General features: G+C 42.3%; 21 protein-coding genes and 1 pseudogene. 5 read left to right on the top strand and 17 right to left on the bottom strand.

Annotated elements, in window-relative coordinates:
• Positions 1-13 precede the first annotated feature (13 nt).
• Positions 14-1,762, bottom strand: coding sequence for an aspartate--tRNA ligase (gene aspS, locus ACO6S0_RS18675; RefSeq protein ID WP_422349795.1), 1,749 nt, complete (start codon positions 1,760-1,762; stop codon positions 14-16).
• A 335-nt stretch (positions 1,763-2,097) separates the two neighbouring features.
• Between aspS and ACO6S0_RS18680 the strand changes: the two genes are divergently transcribed.
• Complete coding sequence (locus tag ACO6S0_RS18680) at positions 2,098-2,448, top strand: toxin-antitoxin system YwqK family antitoxin (protein WP_422349796.1); 351 nt, start codon at positions 2,098-2,100, stop codon at positions 2,446-2,448.
• A gap of 71 nt (positions 2,449-2,519) precedes the next feature.
• Here the strand turns inward: ACO6S0_RS18680 and ACO6S0_RS18685 are convergent, their stop codons facing one another.
• The 6 genes and pseudogenes from ACO6S0_RS18685 to ACO6S0_RS18710 all read right to left on the bottom strand — a co-directional run bounded on the left by ACO6S0_RS18685 (position 2,520) and on the right by ACO6S0_RS18710 (position 10,382).
• On the bottom strand, positions 2,520-6,029 hold the full coding sequence (locus ACO6S0_RS18685; protein ID WP_422349797.1) for an efflux RND transporter permease subunit: 3,510 nt from the start codon (positions 6,027-6,029) through the stop codon (positions 2,520-2,522).
• A 19-nt stretch (positions 6,030-6,048) separates the two neighbouring features.
• The gene (locus ACO6S0_RS18690) at positions 6,049-7,224 is read right to left on the bottom strand and encodes an efflux RND transporter periplasmic adaptor subunit (RefSeq protein ID WP_422349798.1); all 1,176 of its coding nucleotides are present in this window, start codon (positions 7,222-7,224) and stop codon (positions 6,049-6,051) included.
• A gap of 25 nt (positions 7,225-7,249) precedes the next feature.
• Positions 7,250-8,583, bottom strand: a pseudogene (locus ACO6S0_RS18695) (TolC family protein).
• Between the two features lie 6 nt (positions 8,584-8,589).
• Entirely contained in the window at positions 8,590-9,189 is a 600-nt protein-coding gene (locus ACO6S0_RS18700) for a TetR/AcrR family transcriptional regulator (protein WP_422349799.1), read from the bottom strand.
• Positions 9,190-9,406: 217 nt separating this feature from the next.
• Positions 9,407-9,829: a hypothetical protein gene (locus ACO6S0_RS18705; protein WP_422349800.1), complete on the bottom strand. Its 423-nt coding sequence runs from the start codon at positions 9,827-9,829 to the stop codon at positions 9,407-9,409.
• A 10-nt stretch (positions 9,830-9,839) separates the two neighbouring features.
• Complete coding sequence (locus ACO6S0_RS18710; protein ID WP_422349801.1) at positions 9,840-10,382, bottom strand: RNA polymerase sigma factor; 543 nt, start codon at positions 10,380-10,382, stop codon at positions 9,840-9,842.
• 147 nt (positions 10,383-10,529) lie between these two features.
• Between ACO6S0_RS18710 and ACO6S0_RS18715 the strand changes: the two genes are divergently transcribed.
• The gene (locus ACO6S0_RS18715) at positions 10,530-11,513 is read left to right on the top strand and encodes a polyprenyl synthetase family protein (RefSeq protein ID WP_422349802.1); all 984 of its coding nucleotides are present in this window, start codon (positions 10,530-10,532) and stop codon (positions 11,511-11,513) included.
• On the opposite strand, the gene ACO6S0_RS18720 is transcribed toward ACO6S0_RS18715, so the two are convergent.
• On the bottom strand, positions 11,510-12,652 hold the full coding sequence (locus ACO6S0_RS18720; RefSeq protein ID WP_422349803.1) for a lycopene cyclase family protein: 1,143 nt from the start codon (positions 12,650-12,652) through the stop codon (positions 11,510-11,512). The genes ACO6S0_RS18715 and ACO6S0_RS18720 overlap by 4 nt on opposite strands.
• Before the next feature lie 110 nt (positions 12,653-12,762).
• Here ACO6S0_RS18720 and ACO6S0_RS18725 point away from each other — a divergent pair, with 110 nt between their 5' ends.
• Positions 12,763-14,049: an alpha/beta hydrolase family protein gene (locus tag ACO6S0_RS18725; protein WP_422349804.1), complete on the top strand. Its 1,287-nt coding sequence runs from the start codon at positions 12,763-12,765 to the stop codon at positions 14,047-14,049.
• Between the two features lie 242 nt (positions 14,050-14,291).
• Here the strand turns inward: ACO6S0_RS18725 and ACO6S0_RS18730 are convergent, their stop codons facing one another.
• From ACO6S0_RS18730 to ACO6S0_RS18745, 4 genes are all read right to left on the bottom strand, one after another.
• On the bottom strand, positions 14,292-14,471 hold the full coding sequence (locus ACO6S0_RS18730; RefSeq protein WP_422349805.1) for a SymE family type I addiction module toxin: 180 nt from the start codon (positions 14,469-14,471) through the stop codon (positions 14,292-14,294).
• A gap of 134 nt (positions 14,472-14,605) precedes the next feature.
• Positions 14,606-14,941: a DUF86 domain-containing protein gene (locus tag ACO6S0_RS18735; protein WP_422349806.1), complete on the bottom strand. Its 336-nt coding sequence runs from the start codon at positions 14,939-14,941 to the stop codon at positions 14,606-14,608.
• On the bottom strand, positions 14,934-15,224 hold the full coding sequence (locus tag ACO6S0_RS18740) for a nucleotidyltransferase family protein (protein WP_422349807.1): 291 nt from the start codon (positions 15,222-15,224) through the stop codon (positions 14,934-14,936). The genes ACO6S0_RS18735 and ACO6S0_RS18740 overlap by 8 nt, the downstream gene beginning before the upstream one ends.
• 77 nt (positions 15,225-15,301) lie before the next feature.
• Positions 15,302-17,491, bottom strand: coding sequence for a TonB-dependent receptor (locus tag ACO6S0_RS18745; RefSeq protein WP_422351849.1), 2,190 nt, complete (start codon positions 17,489-17,491; stop codon positions 15,302-15,304).
• A gap of 263 nt (positions 17,492-17,754) precedes the next feature.
• Here ACO6S0_RS18745 and ACO6S0_RS18750 point away from each other — a divergent pair, with 263 nt between their 5' ends.
• Positions 17,755-18,411: a metal-dependent transcriptional regulator gene (locus tag ACO6S0_RS18750; RefSeq protein ID WP_422351850.1), complete on the top strand. Its 657-nt coding sequence runs from the start codon at positions 17,755-17,757 to the stop codon at positions 18,409-18,411.
• Entirely contained in the window at positions 18,411-19,232 is an 822-nt protein-coding gene (locus tag ACO6S0_RS18755; protein WP_422349808.1) for a ZIP family metal transporter, read from the top strand. The genes ACO6S0_RS18750 and ACO6S0_RS18755 overlap by 1 nt, the downstream gene beginning before the upstream one ends.
• Positions 19,233-19,235: 3 nt before the next feature.
• On the opposite strand, the gene ACO6S0_RS18760 is transcribed toward ACO6S0_RS18755, so the two are convergent.
• From ACO6S0_RS18760 to ACO6S0_RS18780, 5 genes are all read right to left on the bottom strand, one after another.
• On the bottom strand, positions 19,236-19,769 hold the full coding sequence (locus ACO6S0_RS18760) for a hypothetical protein (protein ID WP_422349809.1): 534 nt from the start codon (positions 19,767-19,769) through the stop codon (positions 19,236-19,238).
• A gap of 88 nt (positions 19,770-19,857) precedes the next feature.
• Entirely contained in the window at positions 19,858-20,553 is a 696-nt protein-coding gene (locus ACO6S0_RS18765; protein WP_422349810.1) for a DUF4386 domain-containing protein, read from the bottom strand.
• A 61-nt stretch (positions 20,554-20,614) separates the two neighbouring features.
• Positions 20,615-21,088 carry a hypothetical protein gene (locus ACO6S0_RS18770; protein WP_422349811.1) on the bottom strand — a complete coding sequence of 158 codons (474 nt, stop codon included), beginning with the start codon at positions 21,086-21,088 and terminating at the stop codon, positions 20,615-20,617.
• A 1-nt stretch (position 21,089) separates the two neighbouring features.
• A complete protein-coding gene (locus ACO6S0_RS18775; protein WP_422349812.1) occupies positions 21,090-21,848 on the bottom strand; it encodes an SDR family NAD(P)-dependent oxidoreductase in 759 nt (252 codons plus the stop codon).
• Positions 21,849-21,909: 61 nt separating this feature from the next.
• Positions 21,910-22,641 (bottom strand): DUF6090 family protein, encoded by a 732-nt coding sequence (locus tag ACO6S0_RS18780; RefSeq protein WP_422349813.1) that lies wholly within the window; start codon positions 22,639-22,641, stop codon positions 21,910-21,912.
• Positions 22,642-22,643: the final 2 nt, after the last annotated feature.

A 22,643-nucleotide genomic window follows, 5' to 3' on the forward strand; every position in this document is an offset into this window, starting at 1 on the left:
ATTTGTATCTACTTTAAAGGTCCAATTTCAAATGGAGCTCTTTCAATTGTTCCTCGTCAATGTTTGCCGGGGCATCGATCATTACATCCCTGCCACTGTTGTTTTTTGGGAATGCGATAAAATCACGGATGGTCTCTTGACCGCCCAAAATGGACACTAACCTATCGAGTCCAAAGGCAATGCCACCATGTGGAGGGGCACCATACTGGAAGGCATCCATTAAAAACCCAAACTGTTCCTTGGCCTCATCAGGGGTGAAACCCAAATGTTTGAACATGGTGGCCTGTACTTCCTTGTCATGAATACGGATGGAACCTCCACCGATCTCGTTTCCATTCAGCACCAAATCATAGGCATTGGCCTTTACTTCTCCAGGATTGGAGTCCAATAATTCCAATTGGCCGGGTTTAGGGGAAGTAAAGGGGTGGTGCATGGCGTGATAGGTTCCTGTTTCTTCATCCAATTCCAATAAAGGAAAGTCAACGACCCACAGCGGGGCAAATTCGTCTGGTTTCCTTAGACCTAAACGTTCTGCCAATTCCATACGAAGTGCACTGAGCTGCGCTCTTGTTTCGTTGGTGTTCCCTGAAAGTACACAAATAAGATCGCCAGCCTTGGCTCCGGTAACATCGGCCCATTGGGTCAAATCTTCCTGATCATAGAATTTGTCCACAGAAGATTTATAGGAGCCATCCTCATTACACTTTACATAGACCATGCCCTTGGCCCCTACTTGTGGACGTTTGACCCAGTCAATAAGCTTGTCTATTTCTTTTCGGGTGTAAGCTGCTCCACCGGGAACAGCAATACCTACAACCAACTCCGCTGAATTGAATACATCGAATTCTTTGTGTTGGGCCACTGAATTTAGCTCTCCGAATTCCATACCAAACCGAATATCGGGTTTGTCGTTCCCATATTTTTGCATGGCTTCATCAAAAGTGATCCTGGGAAAATCCCCGGTATCTATCCCATGGATTTCTAGCAATAGATGTTTGGTCAATCCTTCAAATGCATTCAGGATATCTTCCTGTTCCACAAAGGCCATTTCGCAATCAATCTGCGTAAACTCGGGTTGGCGGTCTGCGCGCAAATCCTCATCCCTAAAGCACTTCACGATTTGGAAGTATTTGTCCATTCCCCCTACCATCAGCAGTTGCTTAAAGGTCTGGGGGGATTGTGGCAAGGCATAAAACTGCCCTTCATTCATACGACTTGGCACCAAAAAATCCCTGGCACCCTCTGGCGTGGATTTGATGAGGTAGGGAGTCTCTACTTCAATAAATCCGTGGTCAGAAAGGTATTTCCTGACTTCCATGGTAACCTTATGTCTGAAAATCAAATTGTCTTTTACAGGATTTCTTCGGATATCCAAATAGCGGTACTTCATACGAATATCCTCGCCACCGTCCGTTTCATCTTCAATAGTAAATGGAGGGACAATGGATTCGTTAAGAATTTGAAGCTCGCTTACCAAAACTTCAATATCACCTGTGGGAATGTTAGGATTCTTGGAAGCCCGCTCGATGACCTGACCTTTAACCTGGATGACGGTTTCGCGACCCAGCTCCTTGGCCATTTCCAAAAGTTGAACAGGGGTTCGGTCTTGGTCCAAAACCAATTGGGTAATACCATATCGATCCCTTAAATCTATCCAAACCACAAAACCTTTGTCCCTTACTTTGTGCACCCAACCACTTAGTACAACTTCCGAATTGATATCTGAGGCCCTCAGGGCACCACACGTATTATTTCTATACATCTTATTTGCTATGGAGGGGCAAATTTAAGAGGAATGCCATTATTTTCTGCTAGATAAATGCATTTTCTAATTATATCGGGCTTTATCCAATACAATTGAAGATCACTTGGGTTTGGCGAAATCTGGATTGATCTAAAAAAGCGGTCTAGATTTTTAGCAAAATTTCTCGATGAAAGGATTGTAGCTAAAAATATCTTTTAGGTTAAAATACTAATAAACAGACATTTATGTATTTAATGTAAATTTAATGTTATGAAAATATATATTTAACGTAAAATATTAAGTACCTTTATGTCGTTAATGTTACTGAAATAACAATTTAAATCCCATATCATATGAAGAAAGCAATATTTTTTTTGGCAGTGATGTTTTCGGTTGGTATGTACTCACAAAATATTGAACCCACTATGGAAAAGGTAGGGGACATGGTTAAGGCTACATATTTTCACGAAAATGGCGAAATAGCCCAAACGGGTTATTTTTTAAACGAAAAATTGCATGGGCAGTGGTTCATGTACAGCTTGGAAGGCAAGAAAATTGCCTCCGGAAAGTATATCAACGGGAAAAAATCCGGGAAATGGTTTTTTTGGAAAGATGAGATTTTGAAAGAAGTTGACTTTGTGGAAAACCGCATTGTACACGTAAAGAATTGGAACCAATCCGAGATTGTTTCTGTTGATATGTAAATTGAGATAGTGTTTAAATAAAAAAAGCCTCCCGATTATTCGGGGGGCTTTTTTAGTTATTATAAATAAGCTTAGGCCGCAATGTCCAATACTTCTTTTTTATGCTCTTCTTTTCTTACCCTTCTTTTATGGATCCTTACCTTAATTCGGTAGACCAAGCTAAAGAGAATAGGCACCACAATCAAGGTTAGGAAGGTGGCCACAAACAGTCCGTAAATAACCGTCCAAGCCAAAGGCCCCCAGAAAATCACGTTGTCCCCGCCAAAGTAGATATTGGGGTTAAATTCACTGAACAAGGTGAAGAAGTTGATATTGAATCCTGTTGCCAATGGAATCAAACCGAGAATGGTGGTAATTGCTGTTAGCAATACTGGACGTAACCTTGCTTTACCTCCTTTGACCACGGCCTCCAAAAAGTCCTTTGGCTCCAGAAGGTCATCTTCTTCCAATTCCAATTCCACTTTCTTCCTATCGATCAAGAGTTGGGTGTAATCCAGAAGCACCACCCCATTGTTCACCACAATACCCGCCAAGGAAATAATTCCCATCATGGTCATCATGATCACGAAGGCACTTCCCGTGGCTACAATTCCACCAAACACCCCAATCAAACTCAAGAAGATGGCCAGCATAATAATTCCTGGTTTGGAAACGGAATTGAACTGGAATATCAGGATAAAGAAAATCAGCCCCAATCCTGTAAAGAAGGCACCCATTAAAAATGCCATTTGTTTGTTCTGCTCCTCCAACTGTCCGGTATAGTCAATTTTGATATCAGCGGGAAGCTCGGTGAACGAATCCATTTCATCCTTGATCTTGCTTACCACGGCATTCGCATCGGTGAACCCGGGGGCCAATGCTGAATACACCGTTACAACCCTTTCTGTTTCCCGGTGTTTAATGGCGCTAAATCCAGAGGTGTTAACCTGTTTAGCTACTGCGGAAATTGGAACTTCCTTGGTTTGCCCAGAATTCTGATCCTTAAAAGTGATTTTTTGGTTAAAGATGGCACTGGTATTATATCGGTTCTCTTCATTAAAACGAACATAAATATCATAATCCTCACCATCTTCTTTGTAAATCCCAGCCTTGGCACCAAAAATGGAATTTCGCAGTTGCTGCCCTACCTGTCCTGTGGAAACACCCAGTTCACCAGCCTTTTTCCGATCCACATCAACCAACATGGCAGGCTTTGATTTGTTTACATCCACCTTAAGCTCATCAATTCCTGGAATATTTTTGGAATTGATGTAATTCCGCATTTTTTCGGCGGTAGCAATAAGCTCAGAATAATCGTTTCCTTCCAGTTCAATGTTGATGGGATAACCCGCGGGCGGACCTACCGCATCTTTTTCCACGGAAATGGCAACACCTGGATAAATATCCTTCAAAGCTTCCTGAACTTTCTTTAGCAGCTCGTTACTGTCCGCACCTTCCCGGAACTTATATTCCCGCATGGTTGCGGTGATCTTGCCCCTATGCGGCATCTCGGCGGCCGACCCCCCATCGGTCTGCGGGTTACCAGCTCCTTCACCAACTTGGGAAACCGCACTTTCCGTCAAAAAGTTATAGTCCCCATGTAAATAAGCATCTTCGTTGATAATCTTATAAACACGCTGCTCAATTTCCTCGGTAATGTCATTGGTCTTCTTAATGTCGGTTCCTTCAGGATACTCTATGTAGACAATGATTTGGTTGGGCGTATTGTCCGGAAAGAACTCTACTTTGGTTCGCTGACTTCCAACGGATGCCCCAAAGCCCATGAAAGCAATGAGTAACAACACAAAAGTACCTATGGCTATATAGATAGGTTTTCTACCGGCCAATGCCCTTCTAAGCGTACGCTCATAAAATTTTTCCCATTTGGGCAAAATGGTATTTTGGAAACCATTGGCCCAACCTCTTAGGAATAGTCGATACACCCAGAGCATAATTGCTGTAAATACCATTAAGGTTCCCAAAGCCCTGTAACTCCCACCGAACAGGATAATCAGCACTCCGATTCCAGCTACAATCGATGTTATTTGTACAATGCTCTTGAAGGGCATTTTCTTATCCTCAGTGGTCATATATCTGGAAACCAAAACCGAATTAAAGAAGATGGCCACAAAGAGTGACGAGCCTAGAACGACGGACAAAGTAACAGGGAAATAGATCATAAACTGTCCCATAACCCCTGGCCATAATCCTAGAGGAACGAAAGCCGCTACAGTTGTCAAGGTGGATATGATAATAGGGAACGCGATTTCTCCGATTCCTTTTTTGGCGGCCTCCAACCTAGACATACCCTCCTGATCTATAAGTCGATATACGTTCTCCACCACCACAATACCATTGTCCACCAGCATTCCCAGTCCCATAATCAAACCAAACAGGATCATGGTGTTCATGGTATATCCCAAAGTACTTAGGATCATCAAGGACATAAACATGGACATGGGGATGGCGAACCCAACAAAAAGGGCATTCTTAAAACCTAGGAAAAACATCAATACTGTTACCACCAGAATAATACCGAAGATGATGTTGTTTACGAGGTCATCTACCTGCCCAATGGTCTTGGAAGATTGATCGTTGGCTATACTGATTTCCAAATCCTGTGGAAACACATTTTCAACGGCATTGTCCACAATAACTTGAATTTGTTCAGCGGCCGCCACCATGTTCTTACCTGCACGTTTTTTTACATCCAACATCACAACAGGATGTCCAAATTCACGCGCATAAGTGGTTTTGTCCTCTTCCTTAAAAGTCACCTCGGCAATGTCCTTAAGGTAAACTGGGTCATCGTTTTCAGACTTCACCACAAAATCATCCAAATCTTTGGGTTCATCAATTTCACCTACGATTCTGATGGTTCTTCGTTGACCACTGGTAATCAGGTTACCGGCGGAAGTGGTCATATTTTCATTGCCAATGGCGTTGATCACATCATTGAAGCTAACTTGGGCAGCCATCATTTTATAGATGTCAACCGCGACCTCCACTTCCTTTTCTTGGGCACCACGGATATCTACCTGCTTAATTTCTGCCAAGCCTTCAATTTCATCCTCCAAATATTCCCCATATTCCTTGAGTTTATCCACTGGGTAATCTCCAGAAATATTGATGTTCAAAATAGGTATCTCCTCAGACATACTTAAGTCAAACACATTGGGTTCCACTTTGGCACCGTTAAAGGTGGGCCAATCCTCTCCAGCGGTTTGTGAATCCACCTCATCCTTTACCTTTTGTTTGGCAGCTTCTACCGAGATATTTTCATCAAACTCCACTATGATCATGGAATAATCCTCCTGGGAGGTAGAGGTTATTTCTATGACATTGCTGACCGTTTTAAGCTCATCCTCCAACGGGTCCGTAATCAGTTTCTCAATATCCTCAGCAGTGTTTCCCGGATAAAGGGAGCTTATGTAGATTTTTGTTTCCTTAATCTCAGGGAAGTTTTCCCTAGGCATGCTAAAGTATGCGGATGCACCAAGAAAAAGTATCACGGCAATCAAAACATACATGGTTGTTTTGTTGTCAATGGCCCATGAGGACAGCCTAAATTCTTTGTCGACTTTCTTTTTTTGCTTGCTCATAATAATTTAAGTCTTTGGTCTATTCGCCGTTTTTGATTCTTACCTTTTGGCCCTCTTTTACGCTCCGGGCACCCTCATCTATGATACCATCCCCGTTATTGATTCCTGCCAATACCTCAACATAGTCTCCTTGCGTCTTTCCCGTTTCAATAATTACTTTTTTGGCAATGGCGTCAGACGAAACGGAATCTGCATCCACCAAGTACACATATTGTTCTCCCTCCGCATTTTCTGAAACGATACTTTGGGGAATCAAAATGGCATTTTCGTTGGTGTAATCATTGATCATGACTTTGGCCGTAAGGTTGGGCTTAATTTTTCCATTTTCGCTAGGAACTGGAATTTCAGCCGTAAACGAACGGTTACTCGGATTGATGAAGTTTCCTGTCTGTCTCACCTTGGTGGTAACGCTATCGCCAAGCACAGGAAAGTAGACTTCAACATTTTTTCCAGGGGTTACATTGGGCAAATGACTTTCTGGAACTTCAACTTCGATATACATATTGGAAAGGTTGACGATTCGAAAAACAGCCATCCCGGTACCCGGACTTACCACAGTACCTTGATCCTGGATTACATCGTCAATAATTCCGGAGAATGGTGCCCTAATGGTGGATTTGGCCACCTGGCTCTGCATCTGCTTTACAGCGCTCTCTTGAGCTTCGTAAGTGGTTTTGGCCTCTAGATACTGGATTTCAGAGCCAATATTCTGTTCCCATAATCTTTTTTGACGCTCAAAGGTGGTTTTGGCCAAGGCCGCCTGGGTTTTCATTTGTGCCAATTGACTGGATAGTCCCCCATCGTCAATGGAAGCTAACAATTGTCCTTTGGACACTTTTTGACCTTCTTTGACATAAACACGGTTCAGTGTTCCGGAAATTTCGGGGTACACCAATACGTTTTGTTTGGTCATTACATCTCCTTGAAGTTCCAAATAATGGTCAAACTTTTCCGCATTGGCCAAAATAGTGGTTACAAGCGGCAACTTTGCTTGGTCATCCAATTGAGCGATGGCAGAATCGAGGGAATGCAATTGTTTCTCCAACGCTTTTTGCTGCGCTGAAATCTCTGCTCGCTTTCCACGGATGGCCTCAAGGTTTTTATCTGCCAACACACTTTCAACTGTACTTTGTGTACCACCTCCACAGGAGGAAAGAACCACGGCTGTTAGTATGATATATGTTATTTTTTTCATGATTGATATGGATTATTTGATGAGTTTAATTATTTAGGATAGTTTCCAAAGCGGTTTTGTTATTTATAACATCCACCATAGATTGAAGGTATTCTTGTTGGGTTGTATACAACTGGGTCTGTGCTTGTCTTAGCTCAAAACTGGTTGCCAATCCTTCCGAATATTTGACTTGATTTTTATTTTCGATGCGCTCCGCAAGCTCCAAATTTTCTTTGGAGGTTCCATACTCTTCTATAGCCAGGATATAGTCGCTTTTTGCACTTTCCAGTTGTAATCGAATTTGCTCCTCGGCCTCCGTGAGCTGTGTCTTGGCTTTTTCCAAAGCAATCTTGGCCCGCTGTGTACTGGCACTTCGTTTCAGCGAACTAAAAAGAGGAATGCTAAGGTCAAACCCCAAAACAGAGGAACCGAACCATTCCTGTCCGCTGCTCAGAAAATTAAAGCTGTCACTGAACGAGTTTCCCCCGTAATTCACAAAGGCATTCAAAGTGGGCAGTGCCCTACTTTTGGCCAACTTGTGCTCAAAATAACGCTGCTCTTCTTGATTAATGGCCAATTTATAGTCCACATTGTTTTGAATATTGAAGGCAGAATCCACCAACCCAAAATCGATTTGCTTTTGCGTAAGATCATCCAAGTTTTCGGTTAAAACCGTTGGAGTCTCAATGGGGAGTCCCAAGACCAAATTCAACATTTGAAGCGTAATCTTCTCCAAACGTTTGGCGTTTTTAAGTTGATTTTCCACCGAAGAAAGGGTAATCTTTAATTGATCTACACTTTCCTCATCCCCTAAACCATTTTCAAATATTTTTTGGGTCTCGTACAGGTTTTTCTCCAAGGTTTTTTTGTTGTTCTCCGAAATCAGAACACTCTCCTGGGCCAAAGCACATTGCCATAAGCCTCAACAACGGCTTTCCGGACATCCAGTTCGTTCTTTTCCTTGTTGTTTTGACTAAAACTCAGAAAAGCTTTGGTGGCCTGAACCCCCACGATATAAGACCCATCAAAAATCTGTTGGGTAAGGGTGGCCGTGGCCCTGGCAGACTGTGCCTGACCAAAGACAACTTCCTGGAAGGTTCCTGGTTCACCACCAAAGAACTCCGCCGGAATTTGGGTTACAGGTTGCTTTAATTGATTTTGATAGCTAATGTCACCAGATATTTGTGGAAGCCCGTCCGCAATGGTTTCCCATTTTTGCTTTTGGGCGTCTACAATATCCCTACTGGCGTTGATGGCACTGTAGTTATGTTCCAGGGCATGGGCAATGGCCTCTTCCATACTAAAACTGTACGGGTTAGTTTCCTGCGCCTGACTAAACCACGATAGAATTAAAAATAGGCTGATGATGGTTGTTCGCATTTAGATTTAATTTGAATTGATGATTGAGTTTATGATTTCTCTTCCTTTGACTGTTGTAATTCCTCGTAAATGGTATTCAAGATAATCGTCCGTGAGTTCTGCCATGTTAAAAATCTGGATTGGAAATAGATTGTTGTCCTTTATGCTGGTGACGCCAGAAAAGTAGATTCTGGATACAAATTCCACACTTAAATTGTCTCGGTAAATTCCCATTTCCATTCCCCGTTTTACGTTGTCCTTGATGCAATCCTGCATCACCTCAAATTGCTTCTTCTTTAAAGCCTCATGTATTTTGGGATAGTACTTTTGCAACTGATATTGGGGGGAGGATTTTTCGTTTTTGAGGTGCACCATGACAAACTTTTTGATCTCGTACAGTTCTTCAATGGGGTTTTTGGCCAATGCAATGATTTCATCAATACCGTTGGAAATACACCAAAACATATCCAAGGTACTTTCTTCTACCAACTTGGTCTTATTTTCAAAATGGGAGTAGATCGTCTTTTTGGAAATCCCCATTTCATTGGCCAAATCATCCATAGTGACACTTTTGAAACCAAGGGTCAAAAACATCTCCGTCGCCTTATGTAAAATCTTATCTCTCATAATTGGGCGACAAAAATAAACCTGGAAACTTTAAAAACAAAAAAAGTTTCCAAGGTTTTACATTTTTTTAACGAATGTTTAATCCTTTGGTCTTATGGGTTGCTAATCAACAGTATACTGGCGATTTTGGAAATCAGAATTGGACTCAGTTGTTGATTTAGGACTTGAACGCCAGAAAAAAGCTCTGCGTCGATAGCTTTCAATTTTTTCTATGGCCTTAGTTTTCTTCCTGGGCGCCATACTGTTCTTCTTTAGTAATTCGCTCCAAATAGGCGTTATAGGCTTCTTCTCCTTCTTCTTTCCAGAACTGATCGTAATGCTGCCATTTGGAAAATTCTTTTTTTGTTCTACAGAACCTATCACCTTTATGACGTTTTTTGGATTTATGATTGGACTTTTTGGAGGAATGATTTCCAAATCCGAAGATAAATTTGGCCAATAGTATCAATCCAAGGGATTGCCAATAGCCAATGGTGGTCAATCCGAATATATCAGGCATCAACCAGTTCCATAAGTGCATGAATACATAACCTGCAAGCAGCACCAAAATGCAAAAAATGATGAAGGCAAAGAATATTTTAAAACCCTTGGTTACATACTTTTCCACCCTCTTTTCGTAATATCTTTCTTTAGGTTCCATATGCTTTTAATTATAATGTTGAATTTTTTATAGTTTCTAAGTATTTTGATAGCAAGGACAAGGCGCGATGTCTTCTGGACATTAATGTCCCTATAGAGATATCTGTGTCCTCTGCAATTTCCTTATAGGTATACCCCTCAAAGTCCACCGCGATAATGATATCTTGGTAAACTGGTTTTAGGGTTTTAATTCCAAGTTTCAGTGCTTCCTGAACATTTTCAGGGTAGTTGTTGTCCGCATCCCCATAAAAGAGCTCGGCAAACTCAGCCCATTGGGCTTCAAAATCATCTCCTTCGTTTACCTTGTCCTTTTTGGTTCGCATCAGATCAATAATTCGGTTTCTAATGGAGTTGTATACAAATCCCCCAATATTGTTTATAGGCGATAGGTCATCCGTCCTTGAAAAGATCCGCAAGGCCACATCCTGAACAATATCCTCGGCGTCACGTTCCGTGGTATCGTCAATTCTAGACTGTACATAACCTTTTAAGGAATGGTATTCCTCATTAAAAAAGCTAGTGAGTCTGTTATAGTTTTCTTTATTGGCTGCCATTAAAAAAAGCCTATTAGCGGTCTTCATCTATAGAGACGATGATTTTCAAATCTATTGCGTTTTTTAAAGAAACTTTTTTCAAATCTTGCTGAATAGTCCTTTTATTTCGGATTGGGATACTGTTTAAATTGACCGTATTTTTGATCCATGACGAATTCTGACGCCATTGAACGTTACCGAGAAATGTTCAATTCCTATTTGGAAAACAAACTGATTCCAAAAGAACCCCACAACCTTTATGAGCCCATTGCCTATATTTTGGGATTGGGTGGAAAACGGATGCGCCCTGTGTTGACATTGATGACAACGGACTTATTTGGAGGTGATCCTACAGATGCGTTGGATGCGGCCTTGGCCATAGAGGTGTTCCATAATTTTTCCTTGGTGCATGACGATATCATGGACGATGCCCCGTTGCGTAGAGGCAAAATCACGGTGCATGAGAAATGGGATATCAACACGGGAATTTTGTCAGGGGATGCCATGCTGATCAATGCCTATCAATATTTGGAAAGCTACTCTCCAGAAATCTTCAAACAGTTGATTTCACTTTTTAGCAAAACGGCCATTGAGGTTTGTGAAGGACAACAATATGATGTGGATTTTGAGACCAGGGACGATGTAACCATTCCGGAATACCTGAAAATGATCGAATACAAAACAGCTGTTTTGGTCGCTGCCGCTATGAAGATGGGAGCAGTAATTGCAGGAGCAAGCCCGGAAGATACCCAGGCCATTTATGACTTTGGTCGAAACCTCGGAATAGCTTTCCAATTACAGGACGACTACCTGGATGCCTTTGGAGATCCCAAAACTTTTGGAAAGCAAGTGGGAGGGGATATCATGGAAAACAAAAAAACCTTCCTGTATCTAAAGGCACTGGAATTTGCCCCAAAAGAAGACAAAGAGGGACTGATGCACCTCTATTCCATACAGCCCGAAGATTCAAACACCAAGGTAGATACGGTCAAGACCATTTTTGAGGAAAGTGGAGCGGTGGATGCTGCCAGAAAGGAAATCGAAAGCTATACCCAAAAAGCTTTTGGCACCTTGGAATCCCTCAATATTCCCGAAAAGAACAAGGAACTTTTAAGGGTCTTTGGCAACAAGCTCATGCAACGTACCGTTTAAAATAACCTATTCCAAAGTGCTTTTAAAAAGGGGCGTTTGGGACAGGCCCAAATGATTTGGAGGTCTTCCCAAACCGAAGTCTCTTCCTCTAGGAATTTCAAGATCAATTGGGGACTTCTTTTTTTAAAAAGCGATTCAAAGATGCTGCTACCCAAGTGGTTTTGTTTGTAGAGGATGTCCAAAAGCAATAGATCATAGAACCAAAATCTTTTCTTTTGATGTAACCCTGTAAGGCCCTTATCCAATTTAATGCGATTTACCAAACGTTTCACTTGCTTGTAGGTATTGTAAAAGGTAAAACCGGTACTGGGTTTGGTCCAACCTCCTGCAATGCCAATATTAAAAACCCTATTCGAGTTATGCTTATGAAATGGATAGCTTGTCATGGGAATGGAACCTCTTTCTGTATCGGTAATTTCAAAATCCTCACAATCGAGTTTGTTTTTCAGATAATCCTTTAGGGCTTCTTCGTACTCATACTTTTCCAATATATTTTCTGAAAACAAAGTATATTCCACTAAAGCTTCGGTCTCTGAAAATGGGAGTACGTACATAAAACGGGTATTGCCTTTTTGGGGAACGGAAAAGTCCATAAAGGTGGCCTCATTTGGATTAAAAACCGGTTTCGGGGTTTTTACAAACCATCCCAAAAAATGCTGTTGAATTATCGGATATTTTTGCTGATTTCTGGCTGCTTCGGAATCAAAAATGCTATTAAAAACTTGCTTGCCCGAGAATTGGTCAGTTTGGGTTGAAACAGCTGCCCAGTCCTCATTCACTTCTATTCGTAACACCTCATCTTGTACCCATTGGATGTTGGAATACTTATTCAATCTTGACTTATATTCTTCGTAAAAGTCTATGCCACGGAGCATCTTATAGCGGTAGGGGGTAATGGAAGAAGATAAGCTCAAATCCTTTCCCCCAAAAAAGATACTGGGCCAGTTTTTGAATAGTATACCATCAAAATCCCCGATACCTTTCTCCCAAAAACACCAAGTGCGATCATTTTTGGATTTGTTGTCCTTGTCCAAAATCAGGATGGACTTGTCGGAAAAAAAGGAATCATTTCCCAAGGCATCGGCCAATAGCAGTCCAGCCGCACCAGCTCCAATAATGATGTAATCGTACTTGGGCATGCCCAAAAATAAGGAAAGGAACACAGTCGATCATTATTCCATACTAGACTGCTTCAATGAATTCAAAATGGGTATCTTGTAAGGAGCTTAGTAACTAAAACCATCGCACAATGAAAACTGTACAATCTCGCAAATTGTTACGGACCCTTTTCGTTATGGGTCTGCTATTACCCGCTTTATTAATTGCCCAAAAAGAAACATCCTTTGTTTATGGAGATGCCTTGCCAGATGCACCTGAGTTATCGGCTCGTGGACCATATAAAGTTGGAGTCCGAACCTTGGAATTTGTAAACAAGGGGCAAGTGGATGTTCTCAACTCCAAAGAGGGCAACGATTCTCTGTACGATCGCCCATTGACAGTGGAGGTGTGGTATCCCGCAGCTGTTGAAACCGAAGGATTGATATCATACGATGAAGTCATGGGTACCAACGGAGACCCCAACCGTCCCTTAATTCCGTTCACCTTTCATGGACGGGCCACTAGGGATGCCGCCCCGGTAACTTCAGATGGAAAATTTCCTTTGGTGGTGGTTTCCCATGGCTATGTGGGTTCGCGCTACTTGATGACTTACCTCACCGAAAATTTGGCCTCCAAGGGTTATATAGTTGCGGCCATTGATCATACCGAATCGACCTTTAAGGACGCAGCTCCTTTTCAGAGCACCTTGCTCAATCGCTCCAAGGATATTCTTTTTGTGGTGAACGAAATGGCCGCAGGGAAACACTTCCTTTCGGAGCATGTTGATGGAGATAATACGGGAATTGTGGGATATTCCATGGGCGGCTATGGCGTGCTTAATGTTGCTGGAGCGGCCTACAGTGAGTTTGCTATCAATTTCTTTAAGGGGATGACGGGAGGCAGCAATGCCTTGGCAGTTCGAGGAAGTGCAAGCGAGGAATATCAAAATTCCATGGATCCACGGATCAAAGCGGTGGTTGCTTTTGCACCCTGGGGAATGGAGCGCGGCGTTTGGGATGCAGAAACCTTGAAAGGTTTAAAGACACCTACCTTGTTCGTTGCAGGGGATCAAGATGATGTTTCGGGTTATGAAAAAGGAATAAAAGCTATTTACGAGGGTGCTGTAAATGCAGACCGATATTTGTTGACCTATATGGATGCACGACACAATGTGGCACCCAATCCACCACCCGCTGAAGCTTTGCAAGCTGGTTTGCATATAGATGAGTACTACCGTTATGCGGAACCTTCTTGGGATCAGCGCAGAATCAATAACATAAACCAGCATTTTGTGACCGCCTTTTTAGGAACCCACCTAAAACAGAAAGACTACAGCAAATTTTTGGATATCAAGGAGGACTCCAATAAGGAAACCTGGCCAGGGTTTGTACCACGATCTTCTACGGGGATGGAGTTGTTACATGCGTTTCCCGAGTAATTGGATTCGAGTTTCGAGTTTAAGGTATCACAAATTGTGATACCTAGTTTTTTCATCCTAAACCAAAAAACCGTCAGTTCGAGTTTTTTCCTGCAGATTGAACGCAGTCGAAATCAAGGGAAAAAGTATCGAGAACAAGATTTTTTTGACTTCGACTTCGCTCAGCCAACAAAATCACTCGAATAGACGAATTTTTATGAAACTTCTATGGGCCTGGGATAGCATCGCGCAAAGCCGCACAATTAATCTTCCAAAATAACAACCAATACCCTGTTCTCCTGAATGACCTTAACGGTCTTGCCCTGCTCAAAACCGAGTTCCTCCAACCACTTCCCTTCCAAACGGATTTCGGGAACGGTGGTATGATCCCAAGTACGGCGACGGAATTTGGTGTGGATCTTAAGTTTTCTGGAAGATTTCAATTATAAATATTCGTTGAAACGAATATAAGTTGGAATTTTTTTAGTCGTGTTCGGCATAGTGAACAACAAGGCATTAATTATGTTAAAATTGAAAATCAAGGAAGGATTTAAGACTTAATTTTTATGAAAAGACTTTAAGCAAGTTTTTCCTTCAAACGCATGATTAAGTTACCGAGGTCATCTTCAATGATTTGCCAAACAATTTCAAGGTCAATGCCAAAATATTCGTGAACTATTCTATTTCTAAACCCTCTTAATTGATTCCATTCAATTTCGGGATTGTCAGACTTAAACTTTTCTTCAAGCCTGTTCGCGGCTTCCCCGATGATTTCAAAGTTTCTAATGACTGCGTCAACAGTTTTGTCATCAGCTTCAAATTCATCAAAAGATAGGCCCTTGGTATAGGAGATGATTTTTTCGGCAGACTCCAACATGTCTGTAACCAATAAAGAGCCATCTCTTTTAGACATAGATCAGATCAGATTGGATTGCTTTAAAATATCTGTCCTTAATGCCTTTTTTGGAAACAAGATCCACTTTTAATCCCAATGCTTTCTCCAATTCATTGGCCAAATCAATAAACTTGATTCCAATTCTTCCATCGAGCTCGACTAAAATATCAACATCACTGTTTGTTGTCTGTTCGTTTCTGGCATAGGACCCAAAGATTGCCATGGATGCAATGGGGTAGTGCTTTTTTAGTTGCAACTTGAGGCTTGATAATTTGGTTTTCAGTTCTCGGGTAGAATCCATACCCCAAAGTTAGTGAATTCAGAACCATATCCTTCCTAGGAGAGTTGGCCCTCATTTGTTGCGAGGAATAAACAAGTCTAAAAAACTGTATACCGAAACCCAAAGAACCCACGAATCCCCTGGTTGGGGCCATACACATAACTGGGGTCAAAAGTAAGGGCAAAAGGATTGTCCGCAGTGGCCACTACATTCCCTTGCGGGTCAAACTGTACGTTTCTGTCAAAAGGGTCATCTGCTCGGGCAATGATAAAGGGATTACCACGGTTGGGTGTCCAATCCAATAGGTTTTTGACTCCACCGTAGAATTCAAACTTATCCAAACCTTTATAGGTAAACTGAATGTTTTGAATGCTCCAAGTAGGAGATTCAGGTGACCTTGGATCCAAATCGCCCAATAAGGGCAATCGCATGGGGCCATATAAATTACCCGTATAATCTACGGTCAAATCCAAATTTCTAAAAGTGTAGGAGACATTCCAGGTACCTGTAAAACTCTCGGTGAGAATCTGGCGTTGGGTTACCCCGTTTTCGGTATTGCTAACATCTTGCCAGGTGGCGCCCACCAAAAATTTAAGGCCGTTAGGCAAAACCAAATCCACATTGGCACTTACCCCTTGCGAAACGGATTTTCCATCCAGGTTATCGTAGATAATCTGGTTGGGATTGGTTTCGTAATCGGGCAAAATGATGTTGGAGAAATGGGTGTAGAACGCAGAGGCATCAATGCCAATAAACGTACCATTATCGCTATAAATTTTCTTCAGATAGTTAAGGTTAACATTGACGGAACGTTCGGGTTTAAGTTCTTCTGCAATGATCACATCCCTAGATCCTGTTAGGGCCGCATGGTCTTCCGTAAACAGGTTCACCACCCTAAATCCAGTACCTGCATTGACCCTAAAAATATCATTGTCCGAGATTTTCCATTTGTAAGCCGCCCTAGGGGTAAAGATGTTGCCATGGCGTTGATCATAGTCGTACCGCAATCCACCTAAAAAGGAATGCTTCTCCGCAAACTTAAACTCATCCTGTACAAATACACTGGGAATCCAAACTTCGTCCCTGTTTTGTGTTGCGGGGGTGTTGTCATCGTAGTAATTGTAACGGATTGCACTTCCAAACAACAGGTCATGTTTTCCCGCGGTTTTATCCCAGGTCAACTGTCCAAAGCCAATGCGCTGATCGGCCAAATAGGGGGTATCACCATAAACCGAATTCTGGTTATGGTCGTTATAGGATACCGACAACATCACTTTTTCATCAATGGGCAATTGATATTTACCCAAAACCTCCCATCTTCGGGTATAGATGCTTTCCCCGTAAATTTCATCACCACCCCTGAATTCTGGAGTCCATTGGAGTTCACCACCCCATCGGTCTTCGTAAAAGAATCGGCCAGCCAAGGACAACAGTTTGGAATCCTTACGCTTAAAATTCCATTTCTGGAATATCGAGATTCGGTCTTGTAGCGTGAGGTCGGTAAAATTGTCCCCATTGTTGTCCACAACCTCGTCAAAGTTAAAATAGTTGACCCCAAGGAGGAGGTCGGTGTTTTGGCCCACTTCAATTTTGGAGCCCACATCCAAGTTGTATTCGCCCCAACCTGTTACGTAAGCATCCGCAAAAAATTCCGGGGCATTGGGCGCATGTTTGGTAATAACATTGATCAACCCACCTACTGCTTCACTACCATATAGGGTAGAAGCCGGGCCTTTTACAATTTCAATTTGTTCTATCAAGGAGTTGGGAATTCCGGATAACCCGTACACGGTTCCTAGTCCGCTGACGATGGGCATACCATCAATCAACACTAAAGTATATGGACCTTCCAGGCCGTTGATATGGATATCCCCCGTGTTGCAAACATTGCAATTGATTTGCGGACGTACCCCGTTCACATTTTGAAGGGCTTCAAAAATATTGGGAGTTGGGTTCTTTTTAAGGAATGTTGGGGTATACACCTCCACAGGTACCGCGCTTTCCAATCGGCTTACAGGTTTTAAGGTTCCGGTAACCACAGTTTCCTCCAGACTTTCGGCCGAAGCCTCTAGCTCAATATCCAAGGTTTTCACCTCTCCTTTACCTATCAAAATGGAAGTCCTATAGGTGATGTAACCTATGGAAGATGCTATCAGTGTGTATTGTCCAGGCTCAATATTGGCAAGCTCATAATGCCCGTCAGCATCTGTAGCCGTACCCATTTGGGTGCCCTTTAATAGGACGTTGGCATAGGCAATAGGCTGACCATTTTCGGATAGGGAGCCCATTAGGATTCCTTGGGCCAAACCGTTTGTAAAGACTAAGATACTTACAATAAAGAAAGCTAGATAGTTGCGTTTGTTTTTCAATTTGGGTAAAATTAAATTTAGACAAATCTAAAAATTTGTTTTTATAAATAAAAATGTATTTTTGGAAAAATTTTGAATTCATGGTCAGTCCGAGCGCAATTGAGGGCTATGCATGGTAAGAACCTCTCGACTGCTCCTTCGACAAGCTCAGGATGACAGTTCGAGGTGACATCAAAAAGAAAATGACCCGATCAGAGGAAAATTACATCAAGACCATCTTCCATTTGGGAGGAAGTGATTCCGTGCCGATTGCCACCAATGCCATTGCGGAGCAGATGGAAACCAAACCTTCTTCGGTTACCGATATGGCCAAGAAATTGGCGGAAAAAGGATTAGTGCATTACAAAAAGTACCAGGGTGTCTCCTTGACGGAGTTTGGAATCAAAACAGCACTTTCCATTATTAGAAAACACCGTTTGTGGGAAGTTTTCTTGGTTAAAAAGCTTGATTTTACCTGGGATGAGGTCCACGAAGTGGCCGAACAGTTGGAGCATATCAAAAGCGAAAAGCTGATTGACAAGATTGACGAACTGTTGGATTTTCCAAAGTACGACCCTCATGGTGATCCCATTCCCAGCAAGGACGGAAAGTTTATGATTCGTGATAAGCAATTGTTGAGCGATGTTCCAGAAGACACCGAAGGGGTTTGTGTTGGTGTTAAGGACACTTCGCCCACTTTTTTGAAATTTTTGGACAAGAACAACATCGCTTTGGGGAACACCATCCGAATCTTGGAAAAGGAGGAGTTTGATCAGTCCTTGCATATAAAAATGGATGGCAAGGAACTTCATATTTCCCATCAAATAGCATCTAATCTTTACGTAAAACTGAACGATTAATGGAAGAAGTAATCCAATATTTTGAAAGCATAGACCCCATATTGGCAGCTTTTTATGCTACCGTTTTTACCTGGGGATTGACGGCTGCCGGGGCGGCCTTGGTCTTTTTGTTCAAGGGAATGAACCGCGCCGTTTTGGACGGCATGCTGGGCTTTACAGGAGGAGTAATGGTGGCGGCCAGTTTTTGGAGCTTGTTGGCACCAGGAATTGAAATGAGCGAAGGCGAAGGATTTGTAAAAGTGATTCCGGCAGCAGTCGGGTTTTTATTGGGAGCCGCTTTTATATTTGGGCTGGACAAGGTATTGCCTCATTTGCATATCAATTTTAAGGAAAGTGAGGCTGAGGGAGTAAAAACACCATGGCATAGAACCACTTTATTGACTCTTGCCATTACCTTGCACAATATTCCTGAAGGTCTCGCGGTAGGGGTACTGTTTGGCGGTGTTGCGGCCGGCTTTGATGGAGCTACCATTGGGGGAGCGGTTGCCTTGGCCATGGGAATTGGACTTCAGAATTTTCCAGAAGGATTTGCAGTGGCCATGCCTTTGCGCAGACAGGGACTTAGCCGATGGAAAAGTTGGGTCTATGGGCAGGCATCTGCCATTGTGGAGCCCATAGCCGCAGTATTGGGAGCTTGGGCCGTTCTTACTTTTGAGCCCATTTTGCCCTATGCCCTCTCTTTTGCAGCAGGAGCCATGATCTTTGTGGTGGTGGAAGAGGTGATTCCGGAAACGCAGAGGGACAAATACACAGATATCGCCACATTGGGTTTTATCGGTGGATTTATCATAATGATGACCTTGGATGTAGGGTTGGGTTAAAAGTCAGTCATTAAAAAAATCCTCGGGGTTAAAGGGAATGTCATCATCCGGATCTTTGTCATCATAGTTGACACCAGGTGGATTAAATAGACCCCACCTGTCAATAATATGGTTCCAAGGATCAAAGGTCTTGACCCATTCTGCAAATAGGATACGAAATTGATCTACCTCATTTCGAAGCAGCTCCAAATATTCCAAGTGCTTAAAACCGTACATTTTTAGCCCGGTACTGTCTGTAAAAATTTCCCGTGCCGCTTTTCTGATAATGGCAGCGTTTTCCATCTTGAGATCATATAAGTCTGCCCCGACGGCACCGGCAATTTTTGGGTTGATCAACATTGCATTGCTTCTAAGGTACTGTGCATGGTGTTGAAGTGCGCTTCTTTCTGCTTCGGGCAATTTGTCATACTCCTCATCCGAGACTAATTCGGCAATTTTGTTGGCAAGCTGAAGAATCTCCATGCCTTTTTGATAAACAGGCATTTTTCTTATCGATTCGTATGACTCTCTATGATTTTCATCGTCATCATCAAACATAGTCCTATTGCTTTATCATTTTACTCATTGCGCATTTTGGGCAGTACAATCGCGATAGCCCAGGATAGATGGCTAAGGTAAAAACTAATTACTCTTTGACAACAGGAGTTTTGATTCCCATGATCAAAAGCCACAGACAAGTACCCAATTCCCCAATACTGGCGGGGATGGTGATATAGTCCGAAATCCAAAGGGAATTGTAATCTGGGCAAAGCACCCTACCTATGAAATCCAAAAAATAGCCAACACTTCCCACCATCAGAAACAAGCCCAAAATTTTGGGAAGAAAACCGGACTTAAAGACCAGATAACCAAAGGGGAACAGCCAAAGGCCCCAAAAAATTTGTGAGATTAGAATGCCTTTAAAATACGATTGAAAGGCCTGCATCACCTGAGTCTCAATTTGAGCTGAATTGTACACCTTTAAAAATCCAGAATCGCCCAAAAGGGACAGCACCTCAAATTTGTACACCACACTACCCATGGAAATGGGGACACTTATAAGGACCAAGACAACCATGAGTACTGCCATGTTTTTATGGACCTCCTTGAACAACTGAAAAAGCACCAAAGGCAGAAAAACAAAGATTAAATAGCACAATAGTTCGCATAAAATTTCCAATCGGAATAGAAACTCGGAGGAGGTAAGGTTTTGAACCGTTTGTGACGGGTTGTCCCAAACAATGAGTTGCGAGGGAACATACATGAGACTGAAAATGCCCGTAATGGCAATTAAAAAATACAGTAGCCCTGCAAGGCGGGCCGTTTTTTGGTTGACTCCCATTTTTGATTGATTATGGTTATTGAATAAAAGACGTGTTTAGGAGCCTTTTGGTTGCCCGATTCTATCTTAGGTCTTCCAAGATTTGTCCAAAATCGTACTGCAAATCTTCGTGAAGGGCACTTATTTTCTTTTCAATATAGCCCAATTGTCTATCATATAAATTGCGCAGGGCGATGTTGCTTTTAACGGATGGACGGAAGTGCTTTAGTTTCTGACAGAAGTACAACAGCAGCTCCACCTCGGTTTCTTTGTTCCCAGAGTACCGAACATACTTTTTGATGGTGCGAAGAATTTTCCGCACGCTTTTTTTGATGTAGTAAAAACTATTGGTATTGATCTCCTCGAACATTGCATCCACTTCGGCTTTGACGGATTCAATATACCCTTCCTCGTGATCGGCCTCAAAAAGTAGGTAAGTGAGCAGTTCTTTGTTCTCTTTTTTGAATCGGCCCAAACGAAGACATAAATTCAATAGCTCATCTGGGGAACGATGCTGCAGCTCCTTTTTGAGTTGGGCAATGGTGGATGCTTTCATATCAACTTCTCAAATAAGATGCCCCGTTCACATCAATGATGGCTCCAGAGGAATAGCCTGCCCTTTCCGAAGCCAAAAACAAAATAGCGTGGGCCACTTCTTCGGGTTGGGCCATGCGCTGAAAGGGCGATTCCCGCAACAAATTTTCCCGTTCCACGGGAGTCAGGGTTTCAGCAGCCATTTCCGTTTCGGTAAATCCTGGAGCCACTACACCCACATGGATATGGTGTTTAGCCAATTTTTTTGCCAGGGACTGACTCATGGAATTCAAAGCAGCCTTACTAGCACCATAAGCGGGTTTGGTGGGCTCACCTCGAAACGCACCTCTGGACGACACATTTACAATCTTCCCTCCACCAGATTGCATCATCGCTTTGGCGCCCCAATAACAAAGATTGGATACCGCAAAAAGATTGGTTTTAAAAATACTTTCCCAGGCATTGGCCCAATGGTCAAAACCCACCTCCTCTATATCATGAAAAATGGAAATTCCGGCATTGTTCACCAAAACATCAAGTTGACCATAATGCGCTATAAATCTATGGATTAGCTGCTCAGGGCCATTTTTTTCCGAAACATCCTGTTGAAACAATTGGTGCCCTGAACCGCTTAATTGGGAAAGGGTTCTTTCAGCTTCCTCGGTATTACTGCGGAAATTGAGACCTACCTTTGCTCCTTTTTCGGCGAAGGCAATAGCCGTAGCCTTACCGATGCCACGCGAGGCACCGGTAATCAATACTTTTTTGTTGGTGAAATCCATCAATTAGGGTTTAAGAAGATGTGTTTGAGGGTTATCGGTTTGTTCACTATTGTTTTATGAACTAGTTGCCATTCACCTCTTGGTTTTCAATACCCAACTCTTCATCAATTAATTCGTTTAAAATAGCAATTCTATCTAAAGCTCTTTGGTAAATGTCGTTTTTTTCCAGCATCAAACCCGAAAACATTGTGAATAAGTTTTGGAACTGATAGGTATAAAGATTTTCCACTTTTTCGACCGTCATATTGGACACTTTTAGGGAGCTTACAATAATTGGAATGGCAAAGGTCATTATAGCTTCTGAATGGGTCTCCTCCAGCTTGTTGGCATAAATATAGGTTTCTTCCAAATGCTGAAGTCGTTCAATAATTTGTTGGTTCTTTAGCAACTTTATTTGACCACTGTTCACCATGGACTGATAGATGTTGCTTTGCCTGTGAAAATCAGAGGATTTGGTCAGATTTAAAGTAATCTTGGATAGGGAATCAACAGCACTTCTATCATTTGCTTCAATGACTCCAACAGCGTAACCATATTGCTCCAAAAATGAATTGTTGTAACTCATGCTGGATTCTATACCCCTTCTGTCCTCACTCAATTGCCGCTTTATGTTTTTATAGTAATTCTGCTCTTCTACACTGTTCAATCGTTCCTGATTCCAGTTGTTGATTTGCAGGGCAATCAATATTCCAATAACAACCAGAACAATTTCGCCAATTGCATAAACGAAATATTTGGAGAACTTGTTTTCTGAAAGTAGTTTTTGGCGAATCCTACGGAAGAATTTAATCATGG

The organism is Flagellimonas sp., assembly GCF_965233845.1.
In the GTDB taxonomy this organism is placed as follows: domain Bacteria; phylum Bacteroidota; class Bacteroidia; order Flavobacteriales; family Flavobacteriaceae; genus Flagellimonas.

Bases quoted from the DNA above. Each gene is read 5' to 3' on its own strand.
- ACO6S0_RS18680 (WP_422349796.1), top strand. From the start codon at position 2,098: ATGAAGAAAGCAATATTTTTTTTGGCAGTGATGTTTTCGGTTGGTATG.
- ACO6S0_RS18705 (WP_422349800.1), bottom strand. From the start codon at position 9,829: ATGGAACCTAAAGAAAGATATTACGAAAAGAGGGTGGAAAAGTATGTA.
- ACO6S0_RS18750 (WP_422351850.1), top strand. From the start codon at position 17,755: ATGACCCGATCAGAGGAAAATTACATCAAGACCATCTTCCATTTGGGA.
- ACO6S0_RS18740 (WP_422349807.1), bottom strand. From the start codon at position 15,224: ATGGATTCTACCCGAGAACTGAAAACCAAATTATCAAGCCTCAAGTTG.
- ACO6S0_RS18690 (WP_422349798.1), bottom strand. From the start codon at position 7,224: ATGAAAAAAATAACATATATCATACTAACAGCCGTGGTTCTTTCCTCC.
- ACO6S0_RS18725 (WP_422349804.1), top strand. From the start codon at position 12,763: ATGAAAACTGTACAATCTCGCAAATTGTTACGGACCCTTTTCGTTATG.
- aspS (WP_422349795.1), bottom strand. From the start codon at position 1,762: ATGTATAGAAATAATACGTGTGGTGCCCTGAGGGCCTCAGATATCAAT.
- ACO6S0_RS18685 (WP_422349797.1), bottom strand. From the start codon at position 6,029: ATGAGCAAGCAAAAAAAGAAAGTCGACAAAGAATTTAGGCTGTCCTCA.
- ACO6S0_RS18720 (WP_422349803.1), bottom strand. From the start codon at position 12,652: ATGCCCAAGTACGATTACATCATTATTGGAGCTGGTGCGGCTGGACTG.
- ACO6S0_RS18780 (WP_422349813.1), bottom strand. From the start codon at position 22,641: ATGATTAAATTCTTCCGTAGGATTCGCCAAAAACTACTTTCAGAAAAC.
- ACO6S0_RS18715 (WP_422349802.1), top strand. From the start codon at position 10,530: ATGACGAATTCTGACGCCATTGAACGTTACCGAGAAATGTTCAATTCC.
- ACO6S0_RS18755 (WP_422349808.1), top strand. From the start codon at position 18,411: ATGGAAGAAGTAATCCAATATTTTGAAAGCATAGACCCCATATTGGCA.
- ACO6S0_RS18770 (WP_422349811.1), bottom strand. From the start codon at position 21,088: ATGAAAGCATCCACCATTGCCCAACTCAAAAAGGAGCTGCAGCATCGT.
- ACO6S0_RS18735 (WP_422349806.1), bottom strand. From the start codon at position 14,941: ATGTCTAAAAGAGATGGCTCTTTATTGGTTACAGACATGTTGGAGTCT.
- ACO6S0_RS18745 (WP_422351849.1), bottom strand. From the start codon at position 17,491: ATGGGCTCCCTATCCGAAAATGGTCAGCCTATTGCCTATGCCAACGTC.
- ACO6S0_RS18710 (WP_422349801.1), bottom strand. From the start codon at position 10,382: ATGGCAGCCAATAAAGAAAACTATAACAGACTCACTAGCTTTTTTAAT.
- ACO6S0_RS18700 (WP_422349799.1), bottom strand. From the start codon at position 9,189: ATGAGAGATAAGATTTTACATAAGGCGACGGAGATGTTTTTGACCCTT.
- ACO6S0_RS18760 (WP_422349809.1), bottom strand. From the start codon at position 19,769: ATGTTTGATGATGACGATGAAAATCATAGAGAGTCATACGAATCGATA.
- ACO6S0_RS18775 (WP_422349812.1), bottom strand. From the start codon at position 21,848: ATGGATTTCACCAACAAAAAAGTATTGATTACCGGTGCCTCGCGTGGC.
- ACO6S0_RS18765 (WP_422349810.1), bottom strand. From the start codon at position 20,553: ATGGGAGTCAACCAAAAAACGGCCCGCCTTGCAGGGCTACTGTATTTT.